The following is a 23,448-nucleotide window of genomic DNA, read 5'->3' as shown; positions in this document are numbered from 1 at the left end:
CCCCCGCCATGGATGGCGGATGGCGGCGGGCCCACGGAGCGAGACCGGAGTGAAGGTACTCCGACGAAGGAGGAGCCCAACCAGGAGCAAGCACCTTTGGTTACTTGGGGTGCTTTTCCAAGTAACTCGCCGAAGGCGAAACAGTCTGCCCCCAGGCAGACGCTTGTGATCTTAAGGATCTTGATCTTGATCCTAAAAACACCCGCCTAGCGCTTGAGCTTCTTAGCCACCACCGGCAACGGCGCAAACAACGCCGCAATATCCTCATCCTGCAACTTCCAGTCCCCGGCCTTGCGCCCATCCAGCACACCGGCCGCCAGCGCCGCCTTCTCCTGCTGCAAATGCTGAATCTTCTCCTCCACCGTACCCCGCGCAATCATCTTGTACACGAACACCGGCTTATCCTGACCAATCCGATACGCCCGATCCGTCGCCTGATTCTCCGCGGCAGGGTTCCACCACGGATCATAGTGAATCACCGTATCGGCCGCCGTCAGATTCAGCCCCGTGCCACCTGCCTTCAGACTGATCAGAAAAATCGAATGCTTGCCGCTCTGGAAATCCTGCACCGGCACCCGCCGATCCCTGGTCTTCCCGGTCAACAGCGAATACGCGATCCCACGTTGCTTCAACTCCGCCTCGATCAACTCCAGCATCGAGGTGAACTGCGAGAACAACAGAATCTTGCGGTTCTCCGCAAACAACTCCTCCAGCATCTCCATCAGGCTATCGAGCTTGCCCGAACTGGACTGCCGCGGATTGACCGGCGCACTGTTGACCAGCCGCAAGTCGCAGCAGACCTGACGCAGCTTGAGCAACGCTTCAAGAATGATGATCTGACTGCGCCCCACGCCTTTACGGGTGATCTCGTCGCGGACTTTCTTGTCCATCGCCAGACGCATGGTCTCGTACACATCGCGCTGGGTGTCATTGAGCTCGACCCAATGCACGATCTCGGTCTTCGGCGGCAATTCGGTCGCCACCTGCTCTTTGGTCCGGCGCAGCAGGAACGGCTTGATCCGCGCGTTGAGGTGCTCCAGGCGCTGCTCGTTGCCCAGCTTCTCGATCGGCGTGCGGTAATTGCTGTTGAACTGCTTGGCATCCCCCAACCAGCCGGGCATCAGGAAATGGAACAGCGACCACAGCTCGCCCAGGTGGTTTTCCAGCGGCGTGCCACTCAGGCACAGACGCTGCCGCGCATTCAACTGCCGCGCCGCCTGGGCCGCTTTGCTGTTGGGGTTCTTGATGTATTGCGCTTCATCGAGCACCAGCACATGCAGCAGTTGCTGGCTGAGCACCTCGACGTCGCGGGGCAGCAGCGCGTACGTGGTCAGGATCAAGTCGTACTCCTGCAAACGCTTGAAGTCCTGATGGCGCTGGGTGCCGAATAGCGCCAGCACGTTGAGTTGCGGCGTGAAGTGCTTCGCCTCGTCCATCCAGTTGGGGATCAGGCTAGTGGGCATCACCACCAGCGCCGGCCGGTCCAGTCGCCCGGCCTGTTTTTCCAGCAGCAGGTGCGCCAGGGTTTGCAGGGTCTTGCCCAGGCCCATGTCATCGGCAAGCACGCCGCCGACTTCCAGCTCGCGAAGCGCCTGCATCCAGCTCAGGCCCTCCAGCTGATAAGGCCGCAGCGTCGCATTCAGGCCTTCCGGCACCTCACCGCGCACATCTTTGATGTTCACCAGTCGCTCGGAAAACTGCCGCAGCCGGTCGCCGCCCTGCCACACCAGCGGCAGGTCGTCGAGCTGCCGCAGCCGCGCGGCATCGGCAGTGCTCAGGCGAATGGCGTTGTTGCCGTCCTCGCGCCAGTAGAAATCGCCGAGGGTCGCCAGCACCGGTTTCAGCCGTCCATAGGGCAGCGCCACCTGAATCGGCACGCCGCCGCGCTGGGTGAAATGGTTGAGCTGAACCAGCAACTGCTCGTCGTCGCGCCGCTTGGCGATGCCGCTGGCGGTCATCAATTCCGGGTGCGTGCGCAGCAGGTTGATCAGGATCGGCAGCAGGCTCAGCCGCTCGCCGTTGACGATGATCCCCAGCTCCAGATCGAACCAGTCCCGCTCCGGTTCGTCGTCAACCACCGCGTACCAGTCGTCCACCGGCGTGACGTCGAAGCCGAAGTCTTCGCTCATTTCGATCTGCCAGCCTTCGGCGCGCAGCCGGGGCAACTCGTCGAGAATGAAGCTCAGCCAGGCCTTGTCGGTGGGCAGTTCGAACATCTCTCCGGCACTGTCCGGCAGCGCCTTGCTCTGCCGGGTGGCGATGCGAAAGCCCAGCTCCTGCAGCTGCTTGCGGTACTCGCCTTCACGCTCCGGATGGCGGCGCGTGCGCAATATTTCGTCCGGCAGATGCCAGAGGATGTCGCCGCCACGGCCGGGGGCGGGCACACCGGACACATAGGATTCCCGGTAGCGAAACGCCAGGGCCGCGCGGTGCTGGATGTGCCGCTGCATCTTGCCGTTGCGCGGCTCGTAGGCGCTGTATTCGAAGCTGGCGAGTATCAGCCGTGGCTCGGGCTTGATGTTCTTTTCCAGGCGCTCGGGCAACTTGGGTTTTTGCTCGACGACTTTCGGCCTGCGGGCAACCGATTCGCCGTCGACTGCGGCGAGAATGCCGGGGCTGTTTTCCGGGTCCTGCAAAAAGAACAGCGCCGCCGCACAGTGCTTGCAGTTGTTTCTGACCGGGCAGGTGCATTTGCCGACAATGAAGTTGCGCGTGTGCTCCGGGTCCTTGAACAGCAGCGTCTGGGTGTAGTTCTCCAGGCTTGAACCCCGGCAGACCGTGCGCACGACATCGCCGCTCACGTGTTCAAGCATCACGCGGTTCTGCCGCGCGTACTCCAGACCGCGCTCAACCGACTGGGTTTTGAACAGCGGTTCCCACGGCAGGGCGAGGGCTTTTTCCAGGTTGGACGCCACGTCTAGGCCTGCATCAACGGGGTGGCTGGACGGGAGAAACCTTGATCAGCATGGCGAGGCTTCCGTTGTCCATATAAGTGAGTTCTCCGTTTCTGACCCGGGTCGCCTGACGCATGCGCTCGCTGGTCACCAGTACGCCGTGGCTGTCCAGCTGGTTGACCCAGAAGTTCGCGTCGATGTCGGTAAAGCGCGCCAGACCCAGGCTCACCGTGCCCTCGATGGGGAAGTGGCCGAACTGCTCCTGGCCGTCACTGATCGCCACCTTGCTCGGCGTGGCGCTGAGGTCCTGTTGCCAGGCTTTGTGCAGCAGCACTTTATAGCCATCGCTTGATTCAAGCTTGTTCGCCAGACCGTCCAGCGCTGTCGGCGTCTGGCTGTCCGCGCCCAGCGGTTGCGCCCCGGCGGCCCAGTCTTCCGGCGCGGGTTGATTGGTCGCCGCCGGCTCGCCGTTCTGGCGGAACAGGATCAGTTCCACCTGATAGGCGCCATCGGCGAAGGCCGCCGGCGCGAACAGCACCAGCAGCAGGGTGAAGGAGCGGATCAAACCCATGGTGAATCCTTAAGCCGATTTTTTGGAAGGCGGTGGCGTCAAGCGCTCGAACAGCGCCTCCAGTGTGGCGAAGCGTTCCTCGGGGCGCTCCATCGGCACCATGAATTTGAACAGCGTGGCGCCTTCGAACTTGTAGCGTTTGGGCTGACTCTGGATCAGCTTGATCAGCGTCAGCGGGTCGACCGGGGTCTCCGCCGCGAATTCGATGCGTCCACCCTGGGGCCCGGCGTCGACTTTCTTGATGCCCAGTTGCTCGGCCTTCAGCTTGAGCGAGGTCAGGCGCACCAGATTCTTGGTGGGCTCGGGCAACAGGCCGAAGCGGTCGATCATCTCGACCTGCAGGTCCTTGAGGCCCTCTTCGTCGGCGGCGTTGGCGATGCGCTTGTACAGAATCAGGCGCGTGTGCACGTCCGGCAGATAGGCTTCCGGAATCAGTCCCGGCACCCGCAGATTGACCTCCGGACCGCCACCCAGCGGCTGGTCGAGATTGGGCTGCTCGCCCTTGCGGATCGACTTCACCGCGCGTTCGAGCATTTCCATGTACAGGGTGAAACCCACCGCCTGAATCTGCCCGCTCTGGCCATCGCCCAGCAGTTCGCCGGCGCCCCGGATTTCCAGGTCGTTGGTGGCGAGCACGAAGCCCGCACCGAGGTCCTGGGTGTTGGCGATTGCCTCCAGACGCTTCTCGGCATCGGGGGTAATCTGCTTGCGGGGCGGCGTCAGCAGGTAGGCGTAAGCCTGGTGGTGACTGCGTCCGACCCGGCCGCGCAACTGGTGCAACTGGGCCAGACCGAATTTGTCGGCACGCTCGATGATGATGGTGTTGGCGCTCGGCACGTCGATGCCGGTCTCGATGATGGTCGAGGCGATCAGCACGTTGAAGCGCTTGTGGTAGAAGTCGCTCATCACCTGTTCGAGATCGCGTTCGTGCATTTGCCCGTGGCCGATGCCGATGCGCGCTTCCGGCACCAGTTCGGCCAGGTCCGCCGCGCATTTCTCGATGGTTTTCACGTCATTGTGCAGGTAGTACACCTGACCGCCGCGCAGCAACTCACGCAGCAACGCCTCTTTGACCGTCGGCTTGTTCTGCTCCATGACAAAGGTGCGCACCGACAGACGACGGGCCGGCGGCGTGGCGATGATCGACAGGTCGCGCATGCCGGCCACGGCCATGTTCAGGGTGCGCGGGATCGGCGTCGCGGTGAGGGTCAGGATGTCGACCTCGCTGCGCAGGGCCTTGAGCTGTTCCTTCTGACGCACACCGAAGCGGTGCTCTTCGTCGATGATCACCAGCCCCAGGTTTTTGATCTTGACGTCGTCCTGCAGCAACTTGTGGGTGCCGATGACGATGTCGATCTTGCCCTCGGCCAGATCGGCCACGGCAGCGTTGATCTCTTTTGCCGATTTGAAGCGGCTCATCACTTCAACCGTCACCGGCCAGTCAGCGAAGCGGTCGCGGAAACTGTTGTAGTGCTGCTGGGCGAGGAGGGTGGTGGGCACCAGAATCGCCACTTGGCGACCGCCATGAACGGCGATGAAGGCGGCGCGCATGGCCACTTCGGTCTTGCCGAAACCGACGTCGCCACAGACCAGACGGTCCATGGGCTTGGGCGCGAGCATGTCGGCGCGCACGGCTTCGATGGTGGTCTGCTGGTCCGGGGTTTCTTCGAACGGGAAGCCGGCGCTGAAGGTGTCGTAGTCCAGTTTCGGATCGGCGAAGGCATACCCTTCGCGGGCCGCGCGTCGGGCATAGATGTCGAGCAGCTCGGCGGCCACATCGCGCACCTGTTCGGCAGCCTTGCGCTTGGCTTTCTGCCAGGCTTCGGAGCCCAGACGGTGCAGGGGCGCGAGCTCGTCATCACTGCCGGTGTAGCGGGCAATCAAGTGCAGGTTGGCTACCGGCACGTACAGCTTGGCTTCCTCGGCGTAGGCCAGCATGAGGAACTCGGCGACCTGATTTTCAACTTCGAGCGTTGCCAGCCCCAGATAACGGCCGACACCGTGGTCGATGTGCACGACCGGCGCGCCTTCACGCAGCTCGGCCAGGTTCTTGATCACCGCATCGCTGGCGTGGCTGTCGGCGCGCTTGTCGCGGCGTCGACGCTGCATGACCCGCTGACCGAACAGCGGGCTTTCCGCCACCAGCGCCAACGCCGGATCTTCCAGCACCAGTCCTTCGTCCAGCGGCGCGATGGTGATCGCCAGGCGCTCCTTGCTGTCGACGAACTCTTGCCAGCTGTCCAGGGTTTTCGGGCGCAGCTTCAGGCGTTCGAGCAGTTCCAGCAGCACTTCGCGGCGACCGGCCGACTCAGCAGTAAACAGCACGCGGCCGGGAAACTCACCGAGGAACTTCGACAGCGCCGCCAGCGGCTGGCTCGCTTTGGATTCGATGGCCAGATCAGGCAGCACCTGAGCCGGGAACCGCTCACGGCCAACGCCGCTTTCGACGTCGTCCTGGCTGGCAACCACGCGCGGCCAGTTCTTCAGGCGGGCGAAACAGTCGTCGACCGGCAGGAACAGCTCGGCCGGTGGCAGCAGCGGGCGCTCCGGGTCGACACGGCGCTCTTCGTAGCGATTGCGCACGTCCTTCCAGAAGGTCTCGGCCGCCGCTTCGATCCCTGGCATCGAGAACACCTGGGTGTCCTGGGGCAGGTAGTCGAACAGCGTGGAGGTTTCCTCGAAGAACAACGGAATGTAGTACTCGATACCGGCCGGCGTGATGCCGCTGTTCAAGTCCTGGAAGATCGGGCTGCGGCGGAAGTCGACGTCGAAGCGTTCGCGGAAGCGCGCCTTGAAGCGCGTCACCGCTTCCTTCTGCAGCGGGAATTCCTTCGCCGGCAACAGACGCACCGAATCGACCTTGTCGATGGAGCGCTGGGTTTCCGGCTCGAAGGTGCGCAGCGTTTCGATCTCGTCATCGAACAGGTCGATGCGGTAAGGCAGTTTGCTGCCCATGGGGAACAGATCGATCAGCGCGCCACGGACGGTGAACTCGCCGTGCTCGTACACCGTGTCGACGTAGCGATAGCCGCTGGCTTCAAGGCGGGTGCGCATGGCGTCGACGTCGAGCTTCTGGCCCACGTCCAGGACCAGGCTGCTGCCGAGCAGGAAGCTGGTCGGCGCCAGACGGTGCAGGGCGGTGGTGATCGGCACCACCAGCACGCCGTGCACCAGCTCCGGCAGCCGATACAGGCTGGCGATGCGCTGGGAGATGATGTCCTGATGGGGCGAGAACAGATCGTAGGGCAGGGTTTCCCAATCAGGGAAATGCAACACCGGCAGATCAGGGGCGAAAAACTTCAGTTCCTGCTCCAGTCGCTCGGCGCTCTGGCTGTCTGCGGTGAGCAGCAGGGTGAAGCGTTTCGCGGCGCTGGCAGCCTCGGCGATGGCGAGACTCAGGGCGGCACCGGGGAGGTTACCCCAATGTTGTTTGCCTGCTGCAGCAGGCAGAATCGGAAGGCGCAGAACGGGCACGGAAGTTAAAGCTCCAGGCGTTGCGGCAAAGCCGGGGAGTGTAACTAATCCGCAGAGACGCTGTCAGTTTTGTGCGCCGGGAATTATGTAGTGCTCCAGGTCGTGAAAAGTCTGGATTGCTCATAAACAAAGGCCTGTGCATAATGTAGTCCCTTTTTTCAGCCCCTACATGTGGAAGGTTCCCGTGACTCAGAAGCCCGACCAGTGTCTTGGTGAATGGATCGATCGTGAAGCCCTCGCCGAGGCGATGATCCCGCTTATCGGTCAGCTCTACCGCAATAATAATGTGGTGAGTTCGATCTATGGCCGCAGCCTGATCAACCGTTCAGTCATCGCGATTCTCAAAGCACACCGCTTTGCGCGTCACCGCCAGGCCGACGCCAGCGAGTTGTCAGTACACGAGACTTTCCCCCTCGTCAAAGCCATGAGCGAGCTCAAACTGGGCGCCGCTTCGGTGGACTTGGGCAAGCTGGCGGTGAAGTACAAGGCCGAGGCCAATGGCCGCACCCCTGAAGAATTCATCCGCGAGGAAATGGCCGAAGTCATCGGCCAGCAGAACTCCGGCGAGCGCAAGGGCACTGACGTCGTACTGTACGGCTTCGGTCGCATCGGCCGTCTGCTGGCGCGCATCCTGATCGAAAAAACCGGTGGCGGCGACGGCCTGCGTCTGCGCGCCATCGTGGTCCGCAAGGGCGCTGAAAACGACCTGGTCAAGCGCGCAAGCCTGCTGCGTCGCGACTCGGTCCACGGGCCTTTCGACGGCACCATCACCATCGACGAAGCCAACAACACCATCTGCGCCAACGGCAACCTGATTCAGGTGATCTACGCCAAGAACCCGGCCGAGGTGGATTACACCCAGTACGGCATCAAGGACGCATTGCTCGTCGATAACACCGGGGTATGGCGTGATGCCGAGGGCCTGGGCCAGCACCTGCAATGCCCGGGCATCGACCGCGTGGTCCTGACCGCGCCGGGCAAAGGCAAGCTGAAGAACATCGTGCACGGCATCAACCACCAGCAGATCACCGCCGATGACAAGATCATCTCTGCGGCGTCCTGCACCACCAACGCCATCGTGCCGGTGCTCAAGGCGGTCAACGACAAGTTCGGCATCGTCAACGGTCACGTTGAAACGGTTCACTCGTACACCAACGACCAGAACCTGATCGACAACTTCCACAAGGGCGATCGCCGTGGCCGCAGCGCCGCGCTGAACATGGTAATCACCGAAACCGGCGCGGCCACTGCAGCGGCGAAGGCATTGCCTGAGCTGGCCGGCAAGCTGACCGGCAACGCGATCCGCGTTCCAACGCCGAACGTGTCGATGGCCATCCTCAACCTGAACCTGGGCACCGCGACCACCCGCGAAGAGATGAACGAGTACCTGCGCCACACCGCGCTGTATTCCGATCTGCACAAACAGATCGACTTCGTGAACTCCCTGGAAGTGGTTTCCACCGACTTCGTTGGCTCGCGTTACGCCGGCGTGGTGGATGCCGAAGCGACCATCGCCATGGATAACCGCGTTGTGCTGTACGTCTGGTACGACAACGAATTCGGTTACAGCTGCCAGGTGGTTCGCGTGATGGAAGAAATGACCGGGGTCAACCCGCCAGCCTTCCCGAAGTAGGTTGAAAGCAGCGGTAAGCGGTAAGCCGCAAGCCGCAAGCTGAACCGCGAAGCAAAAAGAAACGCCCCGACTGGTTCGGGGCGTTTTTGTTGGTCAGTGCTCGGCGTAAGGTCGGGCCATGCATAGTCATCCTGTAGGAGCCGGCTTGCTGGCGAAGGCGGCGTGTCATCCACTATTGCACGCACTGACCCAACACATTCGCCAGCAACCCGGCTCCTACAGGTCCTGACCTGACGCGGCTTCCGGATTCAACACCGATCACCTGTAGGAGCGCGCTTGCCCGCGATCGGGGCGTGTCAGCCGCTGGATACTTTGACTGACCCACCGCCATCGCGGGCAAGCGCGCTCCTACATTGTTCTGCGGCTGGCGCCGCGGCCTATTACACCGGAGAACTCAACCTGTGGGAGCCGGCTTGCTGGCGAAGGCGGCGTGTCATCCACTATTGCACGCACTGACCCAACACATTCGCCAGCAAGCCGGCTCCTACAGTGGAATTCATCGTCATTCAAAACCCAAACGCCCCGAACCAGTCGGGGCGTTTTTGTTTTTACTTGCCGCTTGAAGCTTGCCGCTTGAAGCTCGCAGCTATTAGCTCACGGCCGTCACACCCTGAATCCGCGTCTGACCCTTGCGGAACAGCACCAGCGTGGCGATCAGGCCCATCACCGCAGCGCCGCTCAGCCAGATGCCCGGTGCCGCTTTGTTGTCCAGCACGTGAATCAGGTAAGTACAGGCCGCCGGCGTGAAACCGCCGAATGTCGCGGTCGCCAGGCTGTAGGCCAGGGAGAAGCCGGTGGTGCGCACTTCGACCGGCATGATCTCGGTCAGGGAAACCACCATCGCGCCGTTGTACGAACCGTACAGGAAGGACAACCACAGCTCGACCATCAGCAGGTTGCCGAAGCTCGGGTTTGCAGTCAGCCAAGACAGGGCAGGGTACGCCGTGATGATGGCCAGAATGGTCGCCGCCAGCAGCAGGGGCTTGCGGCCGATCCGGTCCGACAGCGCGCCCATCACCGGCAGCCAGATGAAGTTCGATATCCCGACGCAGACGGTCACCAGCAAGCTGTCCAGATCGGACAGGTGCAGCTCGTTCTTGCCGAACGTCGGGGTGTAGGCGGTGATCAGGTAGAACGACACGGTGGTCATGACCACCAGCGCCATGCCGGCGATGACCAGACCGAAGTTCTGACCGATCGACTTGACCACTTCGCCCAGGCTTGGGCGGTGGTGCTGGGCGCGGGCTTCGAACTCGGGGGTTTCTTCCAGCGAACGGCGGATCACGAAGATCGCCGGAACAATCAGGCAGCCGATCAGGAAAGGCACGCGCCAGCCCCATTGGCCCATGTCTTCCGGACTCAGCCAGTGGTTCAGGCCAACGCCCAACAGGCCTGCGAAAACCACCGCGGCCTGTTGGCTAGCCGACTGCCAGCTGACGAAGAAGCCCTTGCGGCCCGGTGTGGAGATCTCTGCCAGATAAACCGAGACACCGCCCAGCTCTACGCCTGCCGAGAAGCCTTGCAGCAGTCGGCCAATCAACACCAGCAACGGCGCGGCGACGCCGAGGGTCGCGTAGCCCGGCACGCAGGCAATCAGCACCGTACCCATGGCCATCATCGCCAGCGTAATGACGAGGCCTTTTTTCCGGCCGTGATGGTCGATGTAGGCGCCGAGGAAGATGGCACCCAGCGGGCGCATGAGGAAGCCGGCGCCGAATGTCGCCAGCGACAGCATCAACGATGCGAATTCACTGTCGGCAGGGAAGAAGGTTTTGGCGATGGCTGTGGCGTAGAAGCCGTAGACCATGAAGTCAAACATTTCAAGGAAGTTGCCGCTGACAACGCGAAATATCGCCTTGCCTTTGCCTGTGTTCGAGGCCATCTGGAATTACTCACTTAAGCTGTCTAGCTGGGGGGATCCGTTGTATTTATGCGTCCTCTGCTGTGGCGCCCGCGCTTGGCCTTGGGCACCGCAGATTTGTAACGATATGTGTAAAGCTGGCAGTTGGCAATGAGAACCCCCCTGCTCACCGACCACGGGCTTCCCGCTGCACGAGCATAAAAACAATATCTATGTATCCCACCGATGGGCTGATTCCCGATTTAACTCGCCGCAAATGCGCTCAATGGCCGAAGGGGCGTCGAGTGTTTGTCATCAAACTGCACGAGTTAACTGGCATATGAGCCTGAATATCGACCTGATCGAAGTTTTTTCCCGACGTCCAACGTTGGCCGATGTAACCCTCGCTCAACTGCGCGCCGCGCTGCAGCAGCACTTCCCGGACCTTCACATCGACCCTCAGACGGCCGTCATCACCCGCACAACACCTGACGAGAGTCAGCGCGCTGAAACCCTGCTCAGAAACGTGCAACAGGCGTTCCTGACGGGCAAGACCCCGCGCTGGACGCCGGCAGCCCACACGCTTGTACTGCACCCCGAGATCCCGGATGCGCCGACCACGCCAGTCGATTTCGACACGCTGAACATTCTGGCGGACACCGTCGCGCTGGGGCTGGCCGAGGCGTTTCAACAGGCGCTGGTCGCCTTTTGGGGAGCGCCAGTGGCAGGCGGGCAAAGCCCGTGGGCGCGGCTGTCCGACGCCCTCAGCCAGCACTTTTCCAACGCTGTGGCGAATAGTCAGACCCTGAAAGAAGACGAGCGCAAATTTCTCCGCGCCATTGCAGGTTTTGCCGACAAGACTCAGCGCGATTTCATGCTGCAAATTGACCAAACCTGGCCGGATGACGTCATTCTTGCGTGCATCCTCCATCATCGAGCTGATGAATCACTGCAGGAGGTCGCACTGCCCGTGCTGGTGGCGACCGGTATATGGCGCGGGTCGCCCGTGTTTTTCAGCTGGCAGGCGCCGGGCGTCATCACCAGGCACGCTTCCCAGGCTGATCTCCTGTCGAGCTTCAACGCCGGCGAGTCAGCGGTTGATCCTGCGAGCTGGACGCTGCGAGAGTCCGGGGAGGACATATTCGATGCCTTGTCCGCAGCTGTGCTGGAGCGGCAACTGTGGGACCTGGCCGGCATGGATCACGCTACCGCACAGGATTTTGCCGGGCTGGAGCATCGCGTGATCGCCATCACGGACATCTCGACGGTCCTGCTGCCCTTCGTTCCCGGTTCGCACACCACAGAAAAGCTTCCGCAATGGCTGCGCAACGCCAGTGTGAATGATCGCCTGGATTTCAGCCGCCGGATGATTGCGCTGGCCGGCGCCCAGGCGAGGTCCGGCGGCAAGACCTTCAACGAAGGCTTGCCGCCGCTGCTGGACTACGCCGCTCAGCAACTGCAGCGAGCACTGCTGGCCGATCATCCAGAGGCCACTGACATGTCGGTCGCCGATCTGGAGGTGGTGATCAGCCAGGTGGTCGCCGTGGCCATTCCACACGGCGGTGAAGTCATTACCTCAGGCTCGGTCGAACCGATGCGCATGAGCGTCGCCGAATTTGCGCTGGAGAATCTCTCGGGCCAGCCAGCCGGTACGTTGCACGTGCTGCATCGGGACGGCAGGCCAATGCCCGAATGGTTCACTGCCGACTACCTCAGATTACTGGTGTGCAAGGTGGACATCGGGCGCAATTACCCTGCGCTGGTGGAGCGTGTTCTGGTAAGCGACTCCCGTGAATCGGTTCGGCGTCAGGCGCTTTACATCGATCAGCTGCGCGTGCAATTGCCGCTCCAGGCATTGGAGCAGAAGATTCGCGGCGCTGCGCATTTCTGCACCACCGCGTATGGCCTCGTCGCCGCGCTCATGCTGCCTCGGGAGCAACGGCCAATGGCGTTGCGTGACACGACGCTGCGCCCGCTGGGATTTCGCGCCGGCAGCGGGGCATCGGCTGATCTTGTGACAAACATGTTCGTCATCAGTGACCAGGACCCGACCAATGGGCCGGTGGTGCTCTATCGCCCGCTTTCGCGGCAATCGCTGACCGAATTCAGCTCAATGGCGGCCTTGCATGCCGCCATCGTCGAACCCGGCCAACTGAGTGATGAAGTGCTGACCTGGATGACCGATCGCGCCCGTCAGGTGTATGCGAATGGCGGATTCGATCAGCCGCATATTGTGCGTTTCGGGCAAGGCTCGGAGTTCGCGCCCCTGGAGACGCCAGCGCCTGCGCAACTCACCGGTGACGAGGTGACCGGTGATCCATTGGTGGCGCTTTACCAGGCCAATGCGTCGGCGCTGATCGAGCTGGCGGACAGGCAGTCCACCTCCAATGCCGAGAGCCGTTGGACGCTGCTCAAGCGTGGCGGCTGGCTGGCGCTTGACATGGTCATGCCCTTCGTTTCCGGGACAGCCGGTACCGCGCTGTGGCTGGTGCAGCTGATGGTTGAGGCGCAAGCGCAAGTGTCTGCCGACAGCGACGCCCACGAGGGGGCAGCCTCCACTTCCAACCTGTTGCTGACGGTGGCGATGTTGCTGTTGCACAACGTGATCGGCAGTCGTGTGCCACCACGCCCTCGTAAAGCACCGCAGATCGACCGGCCGAACCTGGCTGAACTGCTCGCAGCGCACCCCACGACGGCCCCCGAGATTGCAAACAGGGTATCCACCCCGCCGGACAGACTCGCTACGCAACTCGAATTTTCCTGGTCGCGACCCGATCTGAAACTGAGCATGAGCCAAAGGACAGCGCTGCGGACCTTCGAACTCTTCCCGAAGCCCAGGCTGCCTGAGCCTTCAAGCGCTCCCGGCGCCCTGGGTCTCTATGAGGGCGACGGGGTCTGGTACGCGCAGGTGGATGACGCGGTTTATCGAGTCAGGGTCAACGAAGACGAGGTGCTGATCGTCGATCCGCAGCACGTTGACCGCGCAGGGCCTCGGCTTGTTCGGGACGGCACGCGCTGGCGCCTGGACCTGGCCCTGCGCCTCAAGGGCGGTGGGCCGAAGCGGAGCGTTCGGCAGATGGCCCTGGAAAACGCTGCCCGGCTCAAGCGCGTCAATGCGCAAAAGGCCGAGCTGATCCAGCGCCAGACTGAGCTTTACTCCAGGATCGTCGAAAACGACAACCGCTTCGACAGCCTGCCCATCCACCAGCATCAAGACGTTATCGCTTCACTGGAGACCGACATCCGGGAAGTGATCGATATCATTGACCGCAAGAACGAACTCGACCAGCAACTCAGGCCGGCCGACCGCACCAGCGACAAGGTCTACGCAAAGGATCTGCAAGGCGTTGCGCGGCGCATTTGTCTGCTGGAGGGTCTGCTGTTGAGTGACATGCTGACCCTGGCCAGAGAAGACCTCGTGCAAATGCGTGCGTTGTCCAACCTGATTACCGCCGAAAATGTCGGGCTTTACCTGGCGTTGTTCGAGAAGTCGCTGGTGCTGCAGGAAATCGGCGTGAAGTGGTCCCTGGTCAGGGAAGGCCTGTGGCAAAGGCTGCGGGCTGTTCCGAAAGTCGGTGAAGGCTATTGGCGCACTGAAGCGCTGGAGTTCTATAACAACCGCATGTTTGCCGTGATCGACTGGCGGGCAAGCCGCATGTGGTCGTCTCTCGAGTTGTGCTTCAAGCCCGAAACCGTCATTGATGGCCATAAGGCGGTCACCTTCAAGCGCCTGCTCAACGACGACGACCTGCATGGGGCGCTGACCTCCCAGGCCGAACTGGAGAAGCCGCACGATTATTCGATCGCCGAACAGATCTGCGTACTGGAAAGTTCGTTGCGTCAGTACGACCGCGCGTCGATGGCTGCGCTGGCGGCCTTTGAAAGCGAGCCGGAGGCCATGAACACCGAATATTTCCAGCGTTTCTTCGATGATCTTTCCGCCATTTCCGATCGCGCCGAGCACCGCCTTTCGGACCTCATTCGCGAGAGCGAGGAGCCCGCAGACACGCCGGTCGAGTATGTCCCAAGGGTGAAGCAGGCGCGCAAGCGTGTGATCAAGACCCGCGGCCAGCGCACGTTGATCGGTCGTCTGCGCGAGGGTGAGGAGCCTGCACTGGGAGAAGTGGTCGAAGTCAAGGCCGCCACCGGTGACCGCGTCATCGGCGCGTATCACCAGCACGCCGAAGGCGAATGGGTCGAGCTGGAGGCGCAGCGACCCAAGCCTGTCAGTCGTGACAGCATTGAGCCGATGGCAGAGCTTATCCGGCGCTCACAGGCTCTTCTGGAGCGCGTCGAACCGGACATCGCCAATGCCGTACGCCAATCGAGGCGCGCCAACGAGCCCGAGGACATGGAAGATATTCTTGGGCAAAAGGCCGACAAGCTTCGAGATATTGCGCAGAAGCTACAGGTTTATGGGGACGATTCCCACGCGGGGCAGGGCGATGCTCAAGCGCTGGAGGCGGTGCTGGCGGAGCTACGGACAGGGGAGGCCCGGCTCCGTGAACAAGGCCGTCAATTGCGCATCGAGATGATCAAACGCCAACCGCCGACGGCCAGTCGCATCAGCTATCTGGACCGGCAGCGAGAGGTGAACATCGCCCGTTATGACGGGCGGAAAAACATGTCGGGTGCTCGCCGCAACGACTTCGTGCAGGAATATGCCATCCGCGACAAAGAAGGTCAGTTGCTGTGGTGGGCGCATTTTCACTACGCCAGCGAGGACGCGGCGGCGGATGCCTTCACCGCCGCGCACCTTAAATTGCCGGAGCAGCGGCTGCTGGGTTACAGGGCGATGCTCAAGGCGGCCAAGGACAACAAGGAAGTGGTGAGTATTTACCGCAGCGTTATCGGCAAGGACCTGGCGCAGCGGTTGTTCCTGCATCTGGCTGAGTGAATGGCTGGGGCCGTTGTAGAGACAGGTGCCTGAGTGTGCGATTTTTTTAGGATTCGTCACGCAAGGGATTTATCATCCGCAGCAATTGTGCAGTCGAGTGCGCTTTCCAGCACTCGACCTGCGCCAGCGCAGAGCAGTCAGCCGGGGGGCACGACCAAGGGTTAATGGTCGTTTGCCCTCGGTGCGACTAGACTGCGCCGCGAGTTTCGATCCTTCATGCCGCCCGGAGCGGCATGATTCAGCCAGAGGCACCAGAGTGGTGTCTCGGCCAGTTCTGAGGAGTACGCATGGCTGTCTACAACTACGACGTGGTAGTGCTGGGTTCGGGCCCGGCGGGTGAAGGCGCGGCGATGAACGCTGCCAAGGCCGGGCGTAAGGTGGCAATGGTCGACAGCCGTCGGCAGGTCGGTGGCAACTGCACGCACCTGGGCACGATCCCGTCGAAGGCCCTGCGTCACTCGGTCAAACAGATCATCCAGTTCAACACCAATCCGATGTTCCGCGCCATTGGCGAGCCACGCTGGTTCTCGTTCCCGGACGTGCTGAAGAACGCCGAGAAGGTCATCAACAAGCAAGTGGCGTCGCGCACCGGTTACTACGCGCGCAACCGTGTCGACGTGTTCTTCGGCACTGGCAGCTTCGCCGACGAGCGCAGCATCGACGTGGTCTGCAACACCGGCGTCGTCGAGAAACTGGTTGCCAACCAGATCATCATCGCCACCGGCTCGCGGCCTTATCGCCCGGCCGATATCGACTTTTCCCACAAGCGTATCTACGACAGCGACACCATCCTCAGCCTGGGCCACACACCGCGCAAACTGATCATCTACGGCGCAGGCGTTATCGGCTGCGAATACGCATCGATTTTCAGCGGCCTGGGCGTCGAGATCGAACTGATCGACAACCGTGACCAGTTGCTGAGCTTCCTCGACTCGGAAATCTCCCAGGGCCTGAGCTATCACTTCAGCAACAACAACGTGATGGTTCGCCACAACGAGGAATACGAGCGCGTGGAAGGGCTGGACAACGGTGTGATCCTGCACCTCAAGTCCGGCAAGAAGGTCAAGGCCGACGCCTTGCTGTGGTGTAACGGCCGTACCGGCAACACCGACAAGCTGGGTCTGGAGAACGTTGGCATCAAGGCCAACGGGCGCGGGCAGATCGATGTCGACGAAGCCTACCGTACCAGCCAGCCGAACATTTATGGCGCAGGCGACGTGATCGGCTGGCCGAGTCTGGCCAGCGCAGCGTATGACCAGGGTCGTTCGGCGTCGGGCAGCGCGGTGGACAACGGCGCGTGGCGGTTCGTCAACGACGTGCCGACCGGGATTTACACCATTCCCGAGATCAGCTCCATCGGTCAGAACGAGCATGACCTGACCGTGGCCAAAGTGCCGTACGAAGTAGGCAAGGCGTTTTTCAAGAGCATGGCCCGCGCGCAGATTTCCAACGAGCCGGTGGGCATGCTGAAAATCCTGTTTCACCGGGAAACCCTGCAGATCCTTGGCGTGCACTGCTTCGGCGACCAGGCATCGGAGATCGTGCACATCGGCCAGGCGATCATGAACCAGCCGGGTGAGGCGAACAGCATCAAGTACTTCGTCAACACCACGTTCAACTACCCGACCATGGCCGAGGCCTATCGGGTAGCCGCCTACGACGGCCTCAACCGGCTTTTTTGAGCGGCTCCGGCCGGTGGCCTGAGCCGGCCGGGGAGACCGATTTCAGTACTTCCCAAGGGTGGCGCTGGCCAAACCGGGAAAGTCTGTAATCAGGCTGTCAACGCCGAAGTCGGCGAGTCTGCGCATGAGCGCGGGCTCGTTGACTGTCCACACCGACACATGCAGGCCCTGATTCTGGGCTTTCTTCAGGCGCTCTGGCGTGCACAGCGTCCAGTTCAGCGCGAGTATCTCGCAGCCATACCCCTGCGCCACTTTCAGTGGATCAAGCCAGGCGTATTCCGCCACCAACCCGCGTGAAATGTCCGGCGTCAGTTCCAACGCCGCACGCAGCACCTCCCGGGAACTCGACGTGATCGTCACCTTATCCAGCAACCCGTGGCGCTGAGCCATTTCGCGGATGGCCAGCACGGTCGTCGCCGCGCGGGTGCGTGACGCGCTTTTGACTTCCAGCTGCCAGTGATCGAAGGGGCATTTCTCGAACAGCTCTTCCAGGCGCGGAATGGGGCAGGGCTGCACCCAGCCGGGGCCGCCCTTGCGCGCGTCGTAGGTGACCAGATCGGCAGCATCGTGTTCGACGACCTTGCCGCGCCGGTCCGTGGTGCGCTTGAGCGTCGGGTCGTGGATGACCATCAATTCGCCGTCGCGGGACAGATGCAGGTCCAGTTCGCAGCGCTTGACGCCGTGTTTGAGGCATTCCTGAAAGCTGGTCAGGGTGTTTTCCGGTGCTTCGCCCTTGGCGCCGCGGTGGCCGTAAATAATGGTCACAATCACTCCTTGGTAGGCGTAGAGCTGGAATAAGTCGCGCTGGAATCAGTTGGGCTTTACATCGGGGTCGTTCTGCTCACGGGCCAGGCGTCGTTGCGCGGCTTGTCGTTGCAGGATGTGTCGAGCGAGCAGCTGCCGCTGGGCATCGGTGAGGTCAATCCACTCGATGCCGACGTCAAAGTCGCCGATGGCCAACGTATCGCAATGTGTCACCCGGGCGCGCAGCATCATCCCTGAAGCCTGGGGCATGAGCACCATTTTCACCGACAGCAGAGTGCCGGACGGGTAGGGTTGAGGGGTCTCGAATTGCAGGCCGCCTTCGGACATGATCACGCGCTGCGGGGCGCCCAGCTTGCCCAGTGCCGTATGCGCAACCACTTGGCCGAGCAGGTCGATGCGTTTGCTCATGGCCCGAAGAAAGCTGTTGGTGGTGCGGTCACGATCGTCCAGTTGGCGCAGCAGGTGCTGGGATTCGAACTCGGCGACGTGCAGTTCGCTCAGCAGATCGAAGAGTGTGGACGTGTCGTGATGGCCAGGTTCATCTCCCGTTCCGGGGCCGGCGATGCGGTTAATTTCCAGTGCGACGCTGTCCTCGATACGGTAGTATTCGCGGCGTTCTTCTTCATCTAGTGTCGGCATGGCGAACCCATGGTAGCGGCGGTTGTCAGAGTGATTGCTCAAAATCATAGCTCAGCTTTTCAAGCATGATTTGGCGGTGATTCGAGTGTAAAGCCGCCAGCCCAGGCCCGCCACAAGGACGTTCCCATTCCTCCGAACAAGCCCCTAAATGTTCAGACCTCTTTTTGTATTCATCGGCACGCGCTACACCCGTGCAAAGCGCCGTAATCATTTTGTCTCCTTCATTTCCCTGACGTCGATGATCGGCCTCGCCCTGGGCGTGGTCGTGATGATCGTCGTGCTCTCGGTCATGAACGGCTTCGACCATGAGATGCGCACCCGCGTACTGGGCATGGTGCCCCACGCCACCATCGAGTCCGGCGAGCCGATCAATGACTGGCAGGCCCTGGCCGCCCGCGTCAAACAGAACAAACAGGTGGAAGCCGTTGCGCCGTTCACCCAGATGCAAGGCCTGCTGACCAACAACGGCAATGTGCAGAAGATTCTGCTCAACGCCATCGACCCGGCCCAGGAACGCAAGGTGTCGATCATCGACGGCTTCATGAAGCAGGGCAGTCTCGACGATCTGGTCGCGGGCGGCTTCGGCGTGGTGATCGGCGACAAGGCCGCGACCAAGCTCGGTGTCGGCATGGGTGACAAAGTCACTTTCGTGTCCCCCGAAGTTACCGTGACCCCGGCCGGCATGTTCCCGCGCATGAAGCGCTTTACCGTGGTCGGCATCTTTCATGTCGGCGCCGGCGAGCTGGACGGCTACCTGGGCGTCACCAATCTGCAGGATCTGGCGCGGCTGCACCGCTGGAAGCCGGATCAGGTTCAGGGCCTGCGCCTGAAGTTCACCGATCTCTTCAAGGCGCCGCGCACGGCGTACGAAATCGCCCAGAACCTCGGCGAGCATCAGTATTACTCCCGCGACTGGACGCGCACCCATGGCAACTTGTACCAGGCGATCGGCATGGAGAAATCCATCATCGGCCTGCTGCTTTTGCTGATCGTGGCGGTCGCGGCGTTCAACATCATTTCCACGCTGGTGATGGTGGTCAACGACAAGCGCGGTGACATCGCCATTCTGCGCACGCTGGGTGCGACCCCGGGCCAGATCATGGCGATCTTCATGGTCCAGGGCACCGTCATCGGCGTGGTCGGGACGCTGATCGGCGCCGGTGTCGGCATTCTTGCGGCACTCAACGTCAGTTCGGCGATTTCCGCGCTGGAAGGCCTGATCGGCCATAAGTTTCTTAATGCGGATGTCTACTTCATCGACTATCTGCCTTCGCAATTGATGGCCCAGGACGTGTTGCTGGTATGCGGCGCGGCGCTGGTCCTGAGTTTCCTCGCCACCCTGTATCCAGCCTGGCGTGCTGCGCGCACCCAGCCGGCGGAGGCGCTACGTTATGAGTGAGTCGGGCATGAGTGATAAAGCTGTACTGAGCTGCCGCAACCTGGGCAAATCCTACGAGGAAGGTCCGGAATCCGTGGTCGTCCTGTCGGGGCTGCAACTGGAATTGCACCCGGGCGAACGCGTGGCGATCGTCGGCAGTTCGGGGTCGGGCAAAAGTACCTTGCTCAACCTGCTCGGCGGCCTCGACACGCCCACCGAAGGCAGTGTCTGGCTGGCGGGCGAAGAGCTTTCGGCGCTGAACGAGAAAGCCCGCGGCCTGCTGCGCAATCGTGCCCTTGGTTTCGTCTACCAGTTCCACCACTTGCTGGCCGAGTTCACGGCGCTGGAAAACGTCTGCATGCCGCTGCTGATCGGCAAGACACCGATTCCGGAAGCGCGTCAGCGTGCAACCGCGCTGCTGGAGCGGGTAGGGCTCAAGCATCGACTGGCGCACAAGCCGTCGGAGTTGTCGGGCGGCGAACGTCAACGGGTGGCGATCGCCCGCGCGCTGGTGAACCAGCCGGGTCTGGTGATGCTCGACGAGCCCACCGGTAACCTCGATTCGCATACCGCACAAGGCATTCAGGACCTGATGCTGGAACTCAGCACGTCGTCGCGCACCGCGTTTCTGGTGGTGACCCACGACATGGCGCTGGCCCGGCAGATGGACCGCGTGTGGCGTCTCGAAGAAGGCCGTCTGGTCGAAGCCTGACCTGTACAACCGATGCCTTTCGGGCATCGGCTTTTTACTTTTAGCTGCTTAGTTACGGTGCTCCACGAATGTTCAGACCGTTATCCATCTTTATCGGTACGCGCTACACGCGGGCCAAGCGTCGCAACCACTTCATCTCGTTCATTTCCATGACCTCGATGATCGGGCTGGCGCTGGGCGTGCTGGCGATGATCGTGGTGCTGTCCGTGATGAACGGTTTCCAGAAGGAAATGAGTTCGCGGATCCTCGGCATGGTCCCCCACGCGGTGATCTCCGGGGTGAAGCCCCTGGACGACTGGCAGCCGGCGGCCAAGGCATCGCTCAAAGACCCACAGGTGACGGCTGCCGTGCCATTCACTGAAATGGACGGCATGCTGTCCTACAAGGGCTCGATGCAGCCGATTCAGATCAACGGCGTCGATCCGGCGCTGGAATCCAAAGTCTCCATCGTCACCCAGCACATCGTGCAGGGCCGGCTGCAGGACTTGAAGCCGGGCGAGTTTGGTGTGGTGATCGGCGAAATCACGGCCCGGCGCTTTCGCCTGAACGTCGGCGACAAGCTGACCCTGATTGTTCCGGAGATCAGCAGCGCACCGGGTGGCATCACCCCGCGCCTGCAACGTTTGACGGTGGTGGGCGTGTTCAAGGTGGGCGCTGAACTGGACGGGTCCATGGCGCTGGTCAATGTCGCGGATGCCGCGGTTATCCAGCGCTGGCAACCCAATCAGGTGCAGGGCGTGCGCCTGGCGCTGACCGATCTGTACGCCGCCCCGCAAGTGTCCACGGCCATCGCCGCCGGACTCGGTGCGGACTACAAGGCGGATGACTGGACCCACAGCCAGGGCAGCCTGTTCAGCGCCATGAAAATGGAAAAGACCATGATCGGTCTGCTGTTGCTGATGATCGTTGCCGTGGCGGCCTTCAACATCATCGCCACGCTGATCATGGTGGTGAATGACAAGGGCGCCGACATCGCGATCCTGCGCACCATCGGTGCCACCCCTGGCCAGATCATGGCCATCTTCATGGTGCAGGGCACCGTCATCGGCATCGTCGGCACCGTGATCGGCGGCGTGCTGGGTGTGATCGCGGCGATCAACGTCAGTCAGATCGTCGGCTGGGTCGAGCGCGTGACAGGCCAGCACATCTTCACCTCGGACGTGTACTTCATCAGCAATCTCCCGTCGCAGCTCGAAGGCAGCGATGTGGCGCTGATCTGCAGTGCCGGGTTTATCCTAAGCTTTCTGGCAACGATCTACCCGGCCTACCGCGCCGCGCAGATCCAGCCGGCCCACGCCTTGCGCTACGAGTAGGAGAGGCCGATGTCGCCCCGTCATTTCGCTGGTGCCCTGCTGCTGGCTGCGAGCCTCTCGGCGCAGGCGTCACCCGGCGAGCATTTCGCGTTCGGTCACCCGGCCGATGCTGCCCAGGCAACCCGTACGGTTGAAGTGACCCTGGGCGATATCTACTTCGAGCCCAAATCCCTGGACGTGAAAAAGGGCGAGAGCGTACGATTTGTGCTGGTCAACAAGGGCCGGCTGCTGCATGAGTTCAACCTGGGTGACGCGGCCATGCACGCGGCGCACCAGCAGGAAATGCTGAAAATGACCGCCAGCGGCATGCTCACCCCGACCGGAATGAAGCACGATATGGCCGGCATGGCCCACGGCATGGCCCACGGCGGGGAGCAGGCCTCGGAGCAAGGCGCCGGGGGCATGAAACATGACGATCCCAACAGCGTGCTGGTCGAACCGGGTAAAACCGCCGAACTGACCTGGACGTTTACCGACGCCACGGGCCTGGAGTTCGCCTGCAATCTTCCCGGGCATTATCAGGCGGGCATGGTCGGCAAGGTGGCGATCAGTCGGTAAACGCTGAAAACCGGGGCCGAACCCGATAAACTTCGCGGCCTTGGTTTTTAACAGCCGCTTTTTTCAGGTTCAGGTCCCGCCATGCATCCCGCAGCCGAACACTCGCCGCTGGGCAAGTCCAGCGAATACATCGCCACGTACACGCCGTCTCTGCTGTTCCCGATTCCACGCGCTGCCAAGTGGGCGGAACTGGGACTGACCGCCGAGACGCTGCCTTATCAGGGTGTCGACTTCTGGAATTGCTACGAGTTGTCCTGGCTGCTGCCGTCGGGCAAGCCGGTGGTGGCCATCGGTGAGTTCAGCATTCCGGCGGACTCGGCCAATATCATCGAATCCAAATCGTTCAAGCTCTACCTGAACTCGCTCAATCAGACCGCGTTTGTGTCTGAAGCCGAGCTGATCGCCACACTGGAGAAAGACCTGTCAGCCGCTGCAGGCAAACCGGTTGGAGTCCGCATTCGCAGTCTGAAGGACATCGAGGCCGAGGGAATTGTCGCGGTGCCGGGCGTGTGCGTCGATGACCTCGATGTGAGCATTTCAAGCTACGACCGCCCTCAACCCGAACTGCTGCGCTGCGATGAATCGCGTGTGGTGGACGACGCGCTGCACAGCCATCTGCTCAAATCCAACTGCCCGGTGACGAGCCAGCCGGACTGGGGCAGCGTCGCGGTGGAGTACCGTGGCGCGGCGCTGGATCACGCCAGTTTTCTGGCCTACATCGTCAGCTTTCGCCAGCATTCGGATTTCCACGAACAGTGTGTGGAACGCATCTTCATGGACCTGCAGCGCTTGCTGAAGCCTGAGAAACTGACGGTGTATGCGCGTTACGTGCGCCGCGGCGGACTGGACATCAATCCGTACCGCAGCACGGAAACGCTGACGCTGGAGAACGGGCGTCTCGCGAGGCAGTGAAGCATTGCCGCCCCCGTTTGTAGGAGCCGGCTTGCTGGCGAGCGCGGTGGGTCTGAAACGGAGATTGTCGGCTGACACACCGCATTCGCGGGCAAGCGCGCTCCTACAGGTATCTCGGCAACGCAGGCAATCATCGGCGCACACAAAATCCGTAGGAGCCGGCTTGCTGGCGAACCCGCA

At 61.8% G+C, this 23,448-nt stretch carries 13 protein-coding genes and 1 pseudogene; 8 read left to right on the top strand and 6 right to left on the bottom strand.

The window, feature by feature from the left end; translation table 11 throughout:
* Nucleotides 1-206: 206 nt before the first annotated feature.
* The 3 genes and pseudogenes from ACQKEN_RS15185 to mfd form a co-directional block, all read right to left on the bottom strand.
* Nucleotides 207-2,339, bottom strand: a pseudogene (locus tag ACQKEN_RS15185) (DEAD/DEAH box helicase); the annotation flags it as partial.
* A 589-nt stretch (nucleotides 2,340-2,928) separates the two neighbouring features.
* Complete coding sequence (locus ACQKEN_RS15180; RefSeq protein ID WP_427686635.1) at nucleotides 2,929-3,465, bottom strand: peptidoglycan binding protein CsiV; 537 nt, start codon at nucleotides 3,463-3,465, stop codon at nucleotides 2,929-2,931.
* 9 nt (nucleotides 3,466-3,474) lie between these two features.
* Complete coding sequence (gene mfd / locus ACQKEN_RS15175; RefSeq protein WP_108119675.1) at nucleotides 3,475-6,939, bottom strand: transcription-repair coupling factor; 3,465 nt, start codon at nucleotides 6,937-6,939, stop codon at nucleotides 3,475-3,477.
* 169 nt (nucleotides 6,940-7,108) lie between these two features.
* Between mfd and ACQKEN_RS15170 the strand changes: the two genes are divergently transcribed.
* A complete protein-coding gene (locus ACQKEN_RS15170) occupies nucleotides 7,109-8,572 on the top strand; it encodes a glyceraldehyde-3-phosphate dehydrogenase (RefSeq protein ID WP_065989594.1) in 1,464 nt (487 codons plus the stop codon).
* Between the two features lie 589 nt (nucleotides 8,573-9,161).
* Here the strand turns inward: ACQKEN_RS15170 and ACQKEN_RS15165 are convergent.
* Nucleotides 9,162-10,454 (bottom strand): MFS transporter, encoded by a 1,293-nt coding sequence (locus ACQKEN_RS15165; protein ID WP_427686632.1) that lies wholly within the window; start codon nucleotides 10,452-10,454, stop codon nucleotides 9,162-9,164.
* A 298-nt stretch (nucleotides 10,455-10,752) separates the two neighbouring features.
* Here ACQKEN_RS15165 and ACQKEN_RS15160 point away from each other — a divergent pair, with 298 nt between their 5' ends.
* Complete coding sequence (locus ACQKEN_RS15160; RefSeq protein WP_427686630.1) at nucleotides 10,753-15,309, top strand: dermonecrotic toxin domain-containing protein; 4,557 nt, start codon at nucleotides 10,753-10,755, stop codon at nucleotides 15,307-15,309.
* Nucleotides 15,310-15,596: 287 nt separating this feature from the next.
* On the top strand, nucleotides 15,597-16,991 hold the full coding sequence (sthA, locus tag ACQKEN_RS15155; protein ID WP_427686628.1) for a Si-specific NAD(P)(+) transhydrogenase: 1,395 nt from the start codon (nucleotides 15,597-15,599) through the stop codon (nucleotides 16,989-16,991).
* A gap of 42 nt (nucleotides 16,992-17,033) precedes the next feature.
* Here sthA and ACQKEN_RS15150 read toward each other — a convergent pair whose 3' ends face one another.
* Both ACQKEN_RS15150 and ACQKEN_RS15145 read right to left on the bottom strand, forming a co-directional pair.
* Nucleotides 17,034-17,756, bottom strand: a complete 723-nt coding sequence (locus ACQKEN_RS15150; RefSeq protein ID WP_133776925.1) for a glycerophosphodiester phosphodiesterase — start codon at nucleotides 17,754-17,756, stop codon at nucleotides 17,034-17,036.
* 45 nt (nucleotides 17,757-17,801) lie between these two features.
* A complete protein-coding gene (locus ACQKEN_RS15145) occupies nucleotides 17,802-18,395 on the bottom strand; it encodes a PilZ domain-containing protein (RefSeq protein ID WP_427686626.1) in 594 nt (197 codons plus the stop codon).
* A 148-nt stretch (nucleotides 18,396-18,543) separates the two neighbouring features.
* Here ACQKEN_RS15145 and ACQKEN_RS15140 point away from each other — a divergent pair, with 148 nt between their 5' ends.
* The 5 genes from ACQKEN_RS15140 (at nucleotide 18,544) to queF (ending at nucleotide 23,268) form a co-directional block, all read left to right on the top strand.
* Nucleotides 18,544-19,794 (top strand): lipoprotein-releasing ABC transporter permease subunit, encoded by a 1,251-nt coding sequence (locus tag ACQKEN_RS15140; RefSeq protein WP_108119677.1) that lies wholly within the window; start codon nucleotides 18,544-18,546, stop codon nucleotides 19,792-19,794.
* Between the two features lie 7 nt (nucleotides 19,795-19,801).
* The gene (gene lolD, locus ACQKEN_RS15135; RefSeq protein ID WP_166650625.1) at nucleotides 19,802-20,485 is read left to right on the top strand and encodes a lipoprotein-releasing ABC transporter ATP-binding protein LolD; all 684 of its coding nucleotides are present in this window, start codon (nucleotides 19,802-19,804) and stop codon (nucleotides 20,483-20,485) included.
* A 68-nt stretch (nucleotides 20,486-20,553) separates the two neighbouring features.
* Complete coding sequence (locus tag ACQKEN_RS15130; protein WP_427686623.1) at nucleotides 20,554-21,798, top strand: lipoprotein-releasing ABC transporter permease subunit; 1,245 nt, start codon at nucleotides 20,554-20,556, stop codon at nucleotides 21,796-21,798.
* 9 nt (nucleotides 21,799-21,807) lie between these two features.
* Entirely contained in the window at nucleotides 21,808-22,356 is a 549-nt protein-coding gene (locus ACQKEN_RS15125; RefSeq protein WP_427686621.1) for a cupredoxin domain-containing protein, read from the top strand.
* A gap of 81 nt (nucleotides 22,357-22,437) precedes the next feature.
* Nucleotides 22,438-23,268, top strand: a complete 831-nt coding sequence (gene queF / locus ACQKEN_RS15120) for an NADPH-dependent 7-cyano-7-deazaguanine reductase QueF (RefSeq protein ID WP_427686619.1) — start codon at nucleotides 22,438-22,440, stop codon at nucleotides 23,266-23,268.
* The last annotated feature ends 180 nt before the right edge of the window (nucleotides 23,269-23,448 follow it).

The organism is Pseudomonas sp. NPDC078416 (assembly GCF_050268485.1).
Taxonomy (GTDB): Bacteria; Pseudomonadota; Gammaproteobacteria; order Pseudomonadales; family Pseudomonadaceae; genus Aquipseudomonas.
Note: the sequence above shows the minus strand (reverse complement) of the source record. Positions and strands in the feature narration are given on the sequence as shown.